At 71.1% G+C, this 12,111-nt stretch carries 9 protein-coding genes; 3 read left to right on the forward strand and 6 right to left on the reverse strand.

Translation table 11 applies throughout. From position 1 onward, the window contains the following. Positions 1-6: 6 nt before the first annotated feature. Positions 7-1,521: an AAA family ATPase gene (locus JI742_RS03725; protein ID WP_201824089.1), complete on the reverse strand. Its 1,515-nt coding sequence runs from the start codon at positions 1,519-1,521 to the stop codon at positions 7-9. A 94-nt stretch (positions 1,522-1,615) separates the two neighbouring features. On the opposite strand from JI742_RS03725, the gene JI742_RS03730 reads away from it, so the two are divergent. Then, positions 1,616-2,818, forward strand: coding sequence for a glycosyltransferase family 4 protein (locus JI742_RS03730; protein ID WP_201824090.1), 1,203 nt, complete (start codon positions 1,616-1,618; stop codon positions 2,816-2,818). A gap of 507 nt (positions 2,819-3,325) precedes the next feature. On the opposite strand, the gene JI742_RS03735 is transcribed toward JI742_RS03730, so the two are convergent. The 3 genes from JI742_RS03735 to JI742_RS03745 all read right to left on the reverse strand — a co-directional run bounded on the left by JI742_RS03735 (position 3,326) and on the right by JI742_RS03745 (position 5,233). Continuing rightward, positions 3,326-3,901 (reverse strand): YceI family protein, encoded by a 576-nt coding sequence (locus JI742_RS03735; protein ID WP_201824091.1) that lies wholly within the window; start codon positions 3,899-3,901, stop codon positions 3,326-3,328. Positions 3,902-3,984: 83 nt separating this feature from the next. Then, positions 3,985-4,554, reverse strand: coding sequence for a YceI family protein (locus tag JI742_RS03740; protein WP_201824092.1), 570 nt, complete (start codon positions 4,552-4,554; stop codon positions 3,985-3,987). A gap of 103 nt (positions 4,555-4,657) precedes the next feature. Then, entirely contained in the window at positions 4,658-5,233 is a 576-nt protein-coding gene (locus JI742_RS03745; RefSeq protein ID WP_201824093.1) for a cytochrome b, read from the reverse strand. Positions 5,234-5,461: 228 nt separating this feature from the next. Here JI742_RS03745 and JI742_RS03750 point away from each other — a divergent pair, with 228 nt between their 5' ends. Further along, a complete protein-coding gene (locus JI742_RS03750; protein ID WP_201824095.1) occupies positions 5,462-6,826 on the forward strand; it encodes an oligosaccharide flippase family protein in 1,365 nt (454 codons plus the stop codon). 15 nt (positions 6,827-6,841) lie between these two features. On the opposite strand, the gene JI742_RS03755 is transcribed toward JI742_RS03750, so the two are convergent. Both JI742_RS03755 and JI742_RS03760 read right to left on the reverse strand, forming a co-directional pair. Beyond that, the gene (locus JI742_RS03755) at positions 6,842-7,324 is read right to left on the reverse strand and encodes a cyanophycin metabolism-associated DUF1854 family protein (protein WP_201824097.1); all 483 of its coding nucleotides are present in this window, start codon (positions 7,322-7,324) and stop codon (positions 6,842-6,844) included. Continuing rightward, complete coding sequence (locus tag JI742_RS03760) at positions 7,321-9,603, reverse strand: cyanophycin metabolism-associated ABC transporter (protein ID WP_201824099.1); 2,283 nt, start codon at positions 9,601-9,603, stop codon at positions 7,321-7,323. Before JI742_RS03760 ends, JI742_RS03755 begins: the two co-directional genes overlap by 4 nt. Before the next feature lie 192 nt (positions 9,604-9,795). Here JI742_RS03760 and JI742_RS03765 point away from each other — a divergent pair, with 192 nt between their 5' ends. Beyond that, entirely contained in the window at positions 9,796-12,018 is a 2,223-nt protein-coding gene (locus JI742_RS03765) for a cyanophycin synthetase (RefSeq protein ID WP_201824100.1), read from the forward strand. The last annotated feature ends 93 nt before the right edge of the window (positions 12,019-12,111 follow it).

Genomic DNA, 12,111 nt, shown 5'->3' on the forward strand with positions numbered 1-12,111 from the left:
GCCCCTTCAGGCGCGGGCGGGCGTGCCGGGGCGCTGGCTCAGGCCGGCGACGGCGGCCTGCACGGCATCGCGCGCTGCGGGCCGGGCGGGCTGGCCGTCGGCGGCCGGGGCGGGCTCGCCGGCCCACCGGGGCGCTTCGGGCGCCTCGGGCGCTTCCCCGATCAGTTTCGGATCGATCGGCAGGGCGGCAAAGCCCGCCCGGCAGGCCGCAAGCCGTGCCAGCAAGCCGGCCACTGCCGCCGCGCTGGCTGCCTGCGCCGCCTGCAAGCGGGCGGCCAGCGCAGGGGGCAGCCAGGGGCTGCGGGCCAGCTCGGCGCCCAGCCGGGCGGCGCGGGCTTGCAGCGGGGCCTGGGCCGCCTCGGCCTGGGCGATCAGCGCATCGAGCTGCGCCAGCCGGGCCTGCACATGCACGGGGCTCCAGCGGCGGCGGGACTTGGCTTCCAGCGCCGCGGCGCGGATGCGCAGGCCGCCTGCGTCGGCATGGTCCAGCCCTTCGCCACCGAGGTTGCGGGCCAGGGCCATCTTGCCGGCCTGGCCGGCGTCGTCGCCGGCTTCGGCCGGCGCGCTTTCCTCGATGCGGAGCTGGGCCTCGAAGGCCTGCACGGCACGGTCGAAGGCCTGGGTGTCGACCGGCTGCGCGCCGAGCAGCTCGGCCTCGACCCAGGCCTGCAGCTCGGCCACCTGGGCTGGCGTGCCGCCCAGGCAGTGCGGCAGCAGCCAGAGGTCCAGGGTCTGCACGGCCTGGCGGCCGCTGCTGGCCGCGGCGGTGCGCAGCAGGCCGGCGGTCTGGCGCCAGCGGCGGTCGGACACGGCGATCTGCCGCGCCGCGCAGCGCGCCCGGGCCGCTTGCAGCCCGGCCAGCACCTCGGCCGGCAGCGTCACCGTGCGGGCGGTGGCCGCCAGCTCGGCGCGTTCGGCGGCGGTGATGGGCGGGGCTTCGGCCGCGGGCGCGGCCTCGCCGAGTTCGAGCAGGGCGGCGAAGCTGGCATCGCCGATCGGCGCGACCGGCACCCGCACCAGGAAGCGGTCGTGGAAGGCCTGCAGGGCCTCGTCCTCCGGCACCTCGTTGCTGGCCGCGACCACGCAGACCAGCGGCACCGGCGCCCGCGTGCTGCCGTTGTCGAAGACGCGCTCGTTGAGCAGGGTCAGCAAGGCATTCAGGATGGCCGAGTTGGCCTTGAAGACTTCGTCGAGAAAGGCCAGGCCGGCGGTCGGCAGGTAGCCGTCGACCAGGCGCTCGTAGCGGTCGGCCTCCAGGGCCTTGAGCGAGAGCGGGCCGAACAGCTCCTCGGGCACCGAGAAGCGGGTCAGCAGGCGCTCGAAGTAGCGTGCGCCGTCGAAGGCGGTGTGTAGGCGCCGGGCCAGCGCGCTCTTGGCGGTGCCGGGCGGGCCGATCAGCAGCACATGCTCGCCGGCCAGGGCGGCCAGCAGGGCCAGGCGCACGGCCTCGCCACGTTCGAGCAGGCCGGCTTCGAGGGCGGCCAGCCGGGGGGGCAGCAGGTCGGGGAAGGGCGCGGTCATGCGGCGATTGTGGCCGCCGGTCGGCTGGGGCCCCATCGCGGGGCCATGCTCGGCGCCAACGCCCCGGCGTCGGCAGACAAGCTATGGTGTTCGCATGGGGCACCTACTGATCGTTCAGCACGGCGACTACGGCGCCGCCTTTCATCGGATGGAACAAGGTCTCCCCGAAACGTATCGCGACCAAAAGGCGTCGGTCGATGTCATGCGGGAGATTGCAGGCAGCGAGCGTGTTACCACACTGGCCATTTGTGACCGGCAACATGAAGAAGAACTTTTGCCCAACCTCTGGTCCATCGGCATCATGCGAGATCGGGCTTACTCGGTACGCCATGTTTGGGGTTTGCTGAACAGGCTTGCGCCCAGCAAGATCATCTTGCGCACCCCGCATCGCTACGCCATGCTTTGGGCACGGTGGAGCGGTTTGCCCACGCTTCCCATCTTTGCGAACACGTTTACCAGCACGACCTTGCGCCACAGGCAGGAAAACTTTCTGACCCGCTGGCTTGTATCTGGCGCAAACATGCCCTGCGTGGCCAACCACAGTTTGAATGCATCGGTTTCCCTTCAGGAACACCTTGGCCTGGCGCCTGAACGGATCGTTCCATGGGATCGGAGCATCCTCCATGCCGATTCGCACCCAAAGCCCGCTGCCCCGGACGACCGTCCTTTCCGCGTCTTTTACGCGGGTCCGATTTCCGAAGCCAAAGGCGTGGGCGACTTGCTGGAGGCCGCAGCGCTCTTGGCCCGCGAGGCAAGGCCTCTACATGTCGACTTTGCCGGGGCCGGGGACTTGTCTTCGTGGCGGCGGAGAGCGGCCGATCTGGGTGTAGGCAACTGGACGCGGTTCCTGGGCAGCCTGGCCAATGCAGAAGTCCGCCAACGCATGCGGGAGGCGGATGCCGTGGTCGTGCCCTCGCGACATACCTATGCTGAAGGCTTGCCCAACACCCTGTGCGAAGCCCTGGCTTCACGCACCCCGGTTGTGGTCTCCGATCACCCTTCGTTTGCCTCTCGCCTGCGCCACAACAAGGATTGCCTGATCTTCTGCGCAGCAGCCCCTCAATCCTTGGCAGCGGAACTTGCGAACCTGCGTAATAAGGCCGATCTGCAAATCGCCCTGTCACACAATGCCCCCGAAGCCCTCAGGCGCCTACCTTTTGGGATCAACTGGTTCACCCTGATCCGAACCTTTGTCAAAGATCCGCATGATGCAACAGGCTGGGTTGCACGAAACAGCCTTGCAGCCCTTCAGGCCAGTCAGGCCGCAGCCGCAGGCATGCCCGAGGCAGGCTGCTGAAGTAATCGCCCGTGCGAACTCGTCAGCCTTTGCCTTGGCCCAGGAAGGATGTCGGATCGATCCACGCTATGCGCTCGCGGTTCTGGCCGGAGCCGAGTTCATCGGCGAAGGCAAGGCATCCCGAGCCCGCCGGTTCAGCCTGGGGGCACGATTGGGCTGCACCCACCGGCACGGGATGAAGGTGCGCTCGCGGACTCGCAAGCGAGCCGGAGGGCGCCCACACGGAGTCCGATCACCGCGCCTGGGTCGGTGTCGGCTCAAGGGCGGGCCAGGCGACGCTGTGCACCCGGAGCGTTTCGCGGCGGTCTTCAGCAGCCGCTGGTTGCTGGGCTGACCATGCCTGGACTCCTTGGCCCTTGGTTGAGCCTTGGTCGCCTTGCTGCGGTGTGGCGGCGCCACGAGCAGGAGCTTTCCTCAGGCGGCCCCGGCCTTGGGGCCGCGCTGAAGAGATGCCTCACGGTCTTTCTCCCATCCATGCGGCTTCAGGATGGGATCTCGCGAGGCAGACTATTGCTTGACCGCCTCGACCTGGATGATCAGCTTGATGTTGTCCGGGATGCCCGGCAGGCCGTAGACCATGCCCCACTGGCTGCGCTGGATGGTGGTCTCGAAGTCGCCGCCGCAGACCTCGCGCTTGAGCATGGGGTTGGGGTAGCAGTTGAAGCGCTGGCCCTTGACGGTGACCGGCAGGGTCTTGCCCAGCAGGGTGAGCTGGCCGCTCACTTCGGTGACCTTGTCGCCGTCGAAGACGAACTTGTCGGACACGAAGCGCGCGGTCGGGAAGGCCTCGCTGTTGAAGAAGTCCTTGCCGCGCAGGTGCTTGTCGAAGGGCGCGGTGCCGGTGTTGATCGAGCCGGTCTCGATCGTCACGTCGAGCTTGCCGGTCTTGGCGGCCCGGTCGAGCGTGACCGTGCCTTCCTTCTTGTCGAAGCGGCCGCGGTTGGTCGAGGTGCCGAAGTGCAGGGCCTCGAAGGTGACGAAGGTGTGCGTGGTCTCGAGGGCGTAGTGGGCCACCTCCGCCTGGGCGGCGGTGCCGGCCAGGGCGAGCAGGGTGGCGGCGGTCAGGCTGCGGGAAAAGCGCATGGAAGGTCCTTGGGTCGGGGGGGAGGGAAGGGAAGGGGAAGGAAGGCGAAAGGGCTGTGGGCGGTGGCGCGACCGGCGCTTGTTCAGAGCGCCGGCACGCCGCGCAGTGCGAACTTGAAGCGCACCTGCACCTCGTCGGCCACCAGCGAGGTGTCGCCCCACTCGCCGCTGCCGATCTGGAAGGCCAGGCGCTTGATCGCGAACTGGCCGCTGGCGGTGCTCAGGCCGCCGGCCTGGCTGAGCGTGACCGGCACGGTCAGCGCCTGGGCCTTGCCCTTGAGGCTGAGCTGGCCGGCCACCTCGAAGCGGCCGCCGCCCAGGGCCTTGATCGCGCTGGACGTGAAGCGCGCCTGCGGGAACTTGCCGATGTCGAACCATTCGGGCTTGCGCAGCTCGGCATCGCTTTCCGGCACGCCGAGCGTCGCGCTGCCCAGGTCCACGCTGAAGGCGATGCGGCCGCTGGCCGGCTGGCGCGGGTCGAAGGCGATCTGCGCGTCGAAGCGCTTGAACACGCCCTCGACCGGCACGCCCATCTGCTTGCTGACGAACTGAAGCTGGCTCTGCGCGGCGTCCAGCGTGGCGGCGGGCGGGGTCTGGGCCAGGGCGGCGGTCGACAGGGCCAGGGCGGGCAGCAGGAAGAGGATGCGGTTCATGGGGTGGCGATGTTCGGGGTGGGGCCCCGCGGCGGGTCGGCCCCGGGGGCGTGGCGGTGGTGCTTGGCGTGGCCTGCGTGCGGCGGGGCTGCGGGCGGGCGGCTCAGCCGCGGCCCAGGCCCATGCGGGCCAGCAAGCCGTCGCGGTCGATCAACTGGTGCTTCAGGGCCGCGCCGAGGTGCAGTGCCACCAGGCCCAGCAGGCTGTAGGCCGCGATCCAGTGCAGCGGCTTGAGCGTGGCGGCCAGGGTCTCGCGGACCGGCACCCAGTCCGGCAGCGGCAGCACCCCGAACCACACGATGGGGAAGCCCTTGGCCGAGCTGTAGGCCCAGCCCGTCAGCGGCACCAGGAAGAACAGCAGGTACATCAGCCCGTGGGTGGCGTGATGCGCCCGCTGCTGCCAGCCCGGCATGCGCCGGGCGATGGCCGCCGGCAGCGGCGGCGGCCGGTGGCCCAGGCGCCACAGCAGGCGCAGCAGCGACAGGGCCAGGATCGTGATGCCGGCCCACTTGTGCCAGTTGTAGAGCTTGAGCTGGGTGGGTGAGAACTTCAGCCCGGTCATGTAGAGCCCGACCGCCGCGCTGCCGAGGATGGCCCCCGCCAGCAGCCAGTGCAGTGCGATGGCGGGGGCGGTGTAGCGGCCCAGGGGCAGCGTCTTGGCGGCGGGGGAGGCATTCATGGGCAGGGCATCCGGCGAGGCAGGCCTTCACTGTAGGCAGCCCCCCCGCCGCCAGGGCGCTGCGGGCTTGTCGGCAGCATGCAAAGCCGCTGAAGGCGGGGCCGAGGCCTGCTTGGGCTGGGGCGGGGCGCCGCGGCCGGCCCCGCCACAGGTGCGGGCTGGGGCGGGCCGTGGAGATGCCACACTTCGGGCGCTTTCGCCTGCCTGTCCCCCTCCCTTGCCGCCCTGATGAAGCACGATCTGACCCTGACCCAGCGTTTGCGCACGTCAGGCCTCTGGATGGCGCTGGGAACCTTCGCCGGACACGGCTTGCGCTTCGGCAGCAGCCTGGTGCTGACCCGCCTGCTGATGCCCGAGCACTTCGGCGTGATGGCTCTGGCCACCGTCTTGATGGTTGCCGTGAGTCTGCTGTCGGACATCGGCATCCAGCCGGCCTTGATCAACAGCCCGCGTGCGCGCGACCCCGTCTTTCTCTCCACCCTGTATTCGCTGCAGTTGCTGCGCTCGACCGCGATCTTCCTGCTGTGCTGCCTGCTGGCGCTCGGGGTGCACCATGCGGCCGCGGCGGGCTGGTTTGCGGCGGGCTCGGTCTACACCGCGCCGGAACTGCCCTGGTTGATCGTCGGCACCGCCGTGGGGGCGCTGATCAACGGCGGCCACAGCATCAAGCTGCTGACGGCCACCCGTGACCTGCAGATCGGCCGCGTGACGGTACTGGAGCTGGTCTGCCAGGCCTGCGGCCTCCTCGCCGCAGCCTTTGCCGCCTACCTCAGTCGCTCGGTCTTCGCCCTGCTGGTGGCGCCGCTGGTCGTCAGCATGCTGAAGCTGCCGCTTTCTCGCTATGTCCTGGCCGGCCCCCCGGACCGCCTGGGCTGGGACCCGAGCGTCGTGCGCGAGGTGCTGCATCAGGCGCGCTGGATCATCCTGTCCACCGTCTTCACGATGGTGATGATGAATGCCGACCGCCTCTTTCTGGCCAGCGTCATCGACCCCGCCACCCTGGGGCAGTATGCGATCGCTCTGGCCGTCTACAGCGTGTTCGACGCGGTGTTGCTGCAGACCCAGAGCAAGCTGGTCTACCCCGCTTTCAGCGAGGTGACGCGTAGCCGCCCCGCCGATCTGCCGCGCATCCGCAAGCGGACCCAGTTCTGGCTCGACTTGGGTCTGGGGGTCCTGGCCGGCGGCCTGTCCGCCATGGCCGTGACCCTGGTCGAGTTTCTCTACGACGACCGTTACGCCGGGGCCGGGCCGATGCTGGCGGTGCTGGCCCTGGGCATGGTCTTCACCCGCTCCGGGGTGGCGCAGGCGGTGTTCATGTCAGCCGGCAAGTTCCACAAGCTGACCCTGGTCAATGCCCTGAGCGCCGCCCTGCTGCTCATCCTGCTGCCCATCGGGCATGCCCTGGGCGGGCTCATGGGTGCGATCACCGTGGTCGCCGCCTATCGCCTGCCCGGCCAGATCCTGATCTGGGTGCTGGAGGCGCGCATGGGCTTCGCCTGGACGCCCCGCGAGTTGCTGGTGCTGCCGGCCCTGGCCCTGGGCTGGGGCCTCGGCTGGGGCCTGCGCAGCCTGCTGGCGCTGTTCGGCGCCTGAGCAGCGCCGGCCGCCTCAGAGGAATCGGTCGAGCAGCCGGCGCGAGGCCCGGTCCAGCCGGCGCGGCTGCGGCACGCGCAGGCACAGGCCGTGGCTGTCGCTGATGAGCAGGCTGCCATCGGTCAGCCGGCGGATGTCCTCCTCGCCCTTGAGCACCAGGCTGAAGGGGCCGCGGTCGGTCTCGACCGTCCAGGTGCTGGGGGTGGAGAAGCTGGAGACGGCGACCAGGCGGGTCAGTTCGGGGCGGAACTCGCGTTCGCGCAACTCGGCCTCGATCAGGGCGCGCGGGCCCTCGGGCAGTGCCGCCAGGCGCTCGATCCAGGCGGCTTCGTGACCGTCGGGGCCGACCAGGGACAGGCCCTCGTCCGGCGCGGTGAGCGGGAAGGCGCGCACCGGCACCACGGCGCAGGCTTCGCGGCCGTCGGCCGGCCGCAGCATCAGGCGGCCGAAGGCATCGCGGTGCAGGTCGAGCCCGGCGGGCGTCGCGGCGGGGCTCATGCGCGGATCTCCTGGGGGCTGTCGAGGGCCGCTTCTTCCCGCCGGGCCTGAGCCTCGTGCAGGCGCCAGTAGGCGCCGCCGCGGGCCATCAGCTCGGCATGCGGGCCGACTTCGACGATCTCGCCGCGGTCCATCACCACGATGCGGTCGGCCTTGCGCAGCGTCGACAGGCGGTGGGCGATGGCGATCGTCGTCCGGCCCTGCACCAGGTTGTCCAGGGCCTTCTGGATTTCCTTCTCGGTCTCGGTGTCGACCGCCGAGGTGGCCTCGTCGAGGATCAGGATCCTCGGGTCGATCAGCAGCGCACGGGCGATGGAGATGCGCTGCCGCTCGCCGCCCGAGAGGCCCTGGCCGCGCTCGCCGACGATGCTGTCGTAGCCCTGCGGCAGGCGCAGGATGAAGTCGTGCGCATGCGCGGCACGGGCCGCGGCGACGATCTCGGCGCGGGTGGCCTCCGGCCGGCCGTAGGCGATGTTCTCGGCCACGGTGCCGAAGAAGAGGAAGGGCTCTTGCAGCACCAGGCCGATCTGGCGCCGGTAGTCGGCCAGGCGGTGCTGGCGGATGTCGCTGCCGTCCAGCTCGATCGCGCCTTCGCTCACGTCGTAGAAGCGGCAGATCAGATTGACCAGGGTGCTCTTGCCCGAGCCGCTGTGGCCGACCAGGCCGATCATTTCGCCGGGGCGGATGTCGAGGTCCAGGCTGCGGATCACCCGCCGCGCGCCGTAGCGGAAGCCCAGGCCGCGCAGCGTCAGCCGGCCCTGCACCGGGTGGGCGAGGGGCTTGGGCTCGGCCGGGTCGGGCACGTTCGAGACATGGTCGAGGATGTCGAAGATGCGCTTGGCGCCCGAGGCGGCCTTCTGCGTGACCGAGACGATGCGGCTCATCGAATCCAGCCGCGCATAGAAGCGGCCGATGTAGGCGATGAAGGCGGTCAGCACGCCGACGGTGATCGCGTCGCCCGCCACCAGCCAGATGCCGCAGGCCCAGACGATCAGCAGGCCGATCTCGGTCATCAGGCCGACGGTCGGCGAGAACAGGCTCCAGGTCTTGTTGAGCTTGTCGTTGACGGCCAGGTTGTGGGCATTGGCGGCATGGAAGCGCTGGGCCTCGCGGCCCTCCTGCGCGAAGGCCTTGACCACGCGGATGCCGGGGATGGTGTCGGCCAGCACATTGGTGACCTCGCCCCAGACGCGGTCGATGCGCTCGAAGCCGGTCCGCAGCCGCTCGCGCACGCGGTGGATCAGCCAGGCGATGGCCGGCAGCGGCAGCAGCGTCACCAGGGCCAGGCCGGGGTGGATGGACAGCAGGATGCCGGCGGTCATCAGCATCATCAGCACATCGGTCGCGAAGTCCAGCGCGTGCAGCGAGAGGAAGACATTGATGCGGTCGGTCTCCGAGCCGATGCGGGCCATCAGGTCGCCGGTGCGCTTGCCGCCGAAGTATTCGAGGCTGAGCGTCAGCAGGTGCTGGAAGGTGGTGGTGCGCAGGTCGGCGCCGATGCGCTCGGACACCAGGGCCAGCACATAGGTGCGTGCCCAGCCCAGGCCCCAGGCTGCCAGGGCGCTGAGCAGCAGACCGCCGAGCAGCAGGGCGACCTGCATCGGGTCGATGGCCTGGCCGTTCTGGTGCGGGATCAGCACCTCGTCCATCAGCGGAATGGTGAGGTAGGGCGGGATCAGCGTGGCCGCGGTCGAGGCCAGCGTCAGGCCGAAGCCCAGGGCAAGCTGCCGGCGATAGGGCCGGGCGAAGCGGCCCAGGCGCAGCAGCACCCAGGTGGAGGCGGGCGGGGCTTCTTCGTCTTCGGTGCCGTGGCCGCAGGCCGGGCAGTCGCCGCGGCCCGCGGGCAGGGCCGCGCCGCAGGCGGGGCAGGGGGCGGGCGGCTCGGCCGCGGCCGGCGCCAGGCGGGCGTCGAAGGCCTTGAGGAAGGCCTGCGCCTGCGGCAGCCGGCCCAGGGTCAGGCGCCAGCGCGCCCGCAAGCCCTGCGGGCCGAGCAGGCTCAGGCTGGCCAGGCCGGCCAGCTCGCCCAGCTCCAGCCGGTCGTCCGGACGCAGCTCGAAAGCTTGCTCCAGCTTGTCGCCGAGCTGAACGGTGAGCCGATCAGGCCCGCTTGCATCGCCCCCCCACAGCAACAGCCGCTGTTCGGTGAATTGCCCCTGGGGGTCGACGTCAACCGTCAGGCTCGCGCTGGCGTTGACCCCGGCATCGAGCTGCGCCGGCAGATCGGCCCGCCCGGGCTGGTTCGGCGCCTCGGAGGCCAATCTCGAATGATGATCATGCATGGTGTGGAGGGGGGCTCGCCGGGCCCGGCGAGCGTTCCGGCGCCGATCCGGAGGGCGGCGGATTCTCGCCGAAGCGGCCCCTGGGACCCGGCAACAACGCGCGGCGCCCTCGCTGCGCCGACCGCCGCCGGGGGCGCCGCGACAATCGGTGCCCCTGCCGCCTGCTCGGGTGGCGTTCCCGGTGGATCGAGCATGCCCCCGCCCTTCGAACTCAAGATCCTCAAGGTCAGGCACCTGCGCGGCCCCAACGTCTGGACCTACCGCGCCTGCCTGGAAGCCTGGCTGGACCTGGGGGTGCTGGAGGATTGGCCGTCCAACCGCATCCCCGGGTTCACCGCGCGGCTGACGGCCCTGCTGCCGGCCCTGGTCGAGCACCATTGCGGCGTCGGCGAACGCGGCGGCTTCCTGCAGCGCCTCGAAGAAGGCACCTGGGCCGGCCACATCCTTGAACATGTGGTGATCGAGCTGCTCAACCTGGCCGGCATGCCGACCGGCTTCGGCCAGACGCGCAGCACCTCGCAGCCCGGCGTCTACCGCATGGTCTTCCGCGCCCGCGAGGAGCAAGTGGCGCGCGTCGCCCTGGCCCAGGGCCATGCCCTGCTGCATGCGGCCCTGAACGATCTGCCCTTCGAGGTGAGCCCGTCGGTCGCCGCCGTGCGCCAGAAGATCGACGAGCGCTACCTCGGTCCCTCGACGGCGGCCATCGTCGACGCCGCCAACGAGCGTCGCATTCCGCACATCCGCCTGAACGAGGGCAACCTCGTGCAGCTCGGCCATGGCGCGCGCCAGCGCCGCATCTGGACGGCCGAGACCGATCAGACCAGCGCGATTGCCGAAGGCATCGCCAGCGACAAGGACCTCACCAAGCGCCTGCTTGCCGCCTGCGGCGTGCCGGTGCCCGAGGGCGAGGTGGCCGAAAGCCCGGCCGACGCCTGGGCCATCGCGCAGGACATCGGCGGCCCGGTGGTCGTCAAGCCCTCCGATGCCAACCATGGCCGTGGCGTGTCGATCGAGCTGAGCGCCCAGGCCGACATCGAGGCCGCCTGGGCCGTGGCCGATGCCGAGGGCAGCGAGGTGCTGGTCGAGCGCTTCATCCCCGGCGACGAGCACCGCCTGCTGGTCGTCGGCGACCGCATGGTGGCTGCTGCACGCGGCGAGCGCGTCTTCATCACCGGCGACGGCCGCTCCACCGTACGTCAACTGATCGACCGCCAGGTCAACACCGACCCGCGCCGCGGCGAGACCGAGGACCTGCTGCTCGAAACCCTGGTGCTCGAACGCGAGCCCGCCACCCGCCTGCTGCTGGCCCGCCAGGGCCTGGACGGCGAGTCGGTGCCCGAGGCCGGTCGCCGCGTGCTCGTGCAGCGCAACGGCAACCTCGCGGTCGACTGCACCGACGAGGTCCATCCCGACGTGGCCGAGCAGGTGGCGCTGGCCGCCCGCGTGGTCGGCCTGGACATCGCCGGCATCGACCTGGTCTGCGAGGACATCGGCCAGCCGCTGCAGGCCCAGGGCGGCGCGATCGTTGAAGTCAATGCCGGCCCCGGCCTGCTGATGCACCTGAAGCCGGCCGTCGGCGCGCCGCAGCCGGTCGGCCAGGCGATCGTCGAGCACCTGTTCGGCGAAGCCGAGGACGGCAAGGCCGCCGGCCGCGTGCCCATCGTCGGCGTGGCCGGCTCGCGCGACAGCAGCACCATCGCCCGCCTGGTGGCCTGGCTGCTGCACCTGGGCGGCAAGCATGTCGGCCTGGCCTGCCGCGAGGGCCTGTACCTGAACCGCCGCTGCATCGAGCCGGTCGACGCGACCCGCTGGGATGCCGCACAGCGCCTGCTGATGAACCGCCGCGTCGAGGCCGCCGTGTTCGAGAACGATGCCGCGGCCATCCTGCGCGACGGCCTGCCCTACGACCGCTGCTGCGTCGGCATCGTCAGCGACCTCGGGGGTGCCGAAGCCCTGGCCGAGCACGACATCGGCGCCAGCGATCAGCTCGTCCGCGTGCTGCGCACCCAGGTCGATGTCGTGCTGCCCGAAGGCACGGCGGTGCTCAATGCCGAGGATGAGCGCGTCGCCGGCCTGGCCTCGCTCTGCGACGGCGAGGTGCTGCTGTATGCGGCGGCCGATCCGCGCGAGGCCGGGCCTGTCGGGGCCGCGCCGGCCGCGGCCCGCCTGGAGGCGCACCGTGCTGCGGGCGGCCGCATCGTGTTCCGCCGGGGCGAGCGCGTCGTGCTGGCGCGCGGCAGCCAGGAGATCCCGCTGCCGGCCTCGACCCGCCTGCCGCCCGGCCTGGCCGGTTCGCCGGAGGCCGACCCGCTGCTGGCCGCCGTCGGCGCCGCCTGGGCCTATGGCATCTCGCCCGACCTGATCGCCGCCGGCGTGCAGACCTTCGACCCGCATCCGCGCCCGTCGACCCACTGAAGGCACGCCCGTCCGGGCGGTGCGCGCCGGGTCTGCCGAAGGACCGCCGCGCCGCCCCCCTTGCCCGGCCCTGCCGGGCCTCCCAGCCCCCAC

Origin of the sequence: Piscinibacter lacus (assembly GCF_016735685.1) — a bacterium.
Taxonomy (GTDB): domain Bacteria; phylum Pseudomonadota; class Gammaproteobacteria; order Burkholderiales; family Burkholderiaceae_C; genus Aquariibacter; species Aquariibacter lacus.

Bases quoted from the DNA above. Each gene is read 5' to 3' on its own strand.
- JI742_RS03740 (WP_201824092.1), bottom strand. From the start codon at position 4,554: ATGAACCGCATCCTCTTCCTGCTGCCCGCCCTGGCCCTGTCGACCGCC.
- JI742_RS03725 (WP_201824089.1), bottom strand. From the start codon at position 1,521: ATGACCGCGCCCTTCCCCGACCTGCTGCCCCCCCGGCTGGCCGCCCTC.
- JI742_RS03735 (WP_201824091.1), bottom strand. From the start codon at position 3,901: ATGCGCTTTTCCCGCAGCCTGACCGCCGCCACCCTGCTCGCCCTGGCC.
- JI742_RS03760 (WP_201824099.1), bottom strand. From the start codon at position 9,603: ATGCATGATCATCATTCGAGATTGGCCTCCGAGGCGCCGAACCAGCCC.
- JI742_RS03750 (WP_201824095.1), top strand. From the start codon at position 5,462: ATGAAGCACGATCTGACCCTGACCCAGCGTTTGCGCACGTCAGGCCTC.
- JI742_RS03765 (WP_201824100.1), top strand. From the start codon at position 9,796: ATGCCCCCGCCCTTCGAACTCAAGATCCTCAAGGTCAGGCACCTGCGC.
- JI742_RS03730 (WP_201824090.1), top strand. From the start codon at position 1,616: ATGGGGCACCTACTGATCGTTCAGCACGGCGACTACGGCGCCGCCTTT.
- JI742_RS03755 (WP_201824097.1), bottom strand. From the start codon at position 7,324: ATGAGCCCCGCCGCGACGCCCGCCGGGCTCGACCTGCACCGCGATGCC.
- JI742_RS03745 (WP_201824093.1), bottom strand. From the start codon at position 5,233: ATGAATGCCTCCCCCGCCGCCAAGACGCTGCCCCTGGGCCGCTACACC.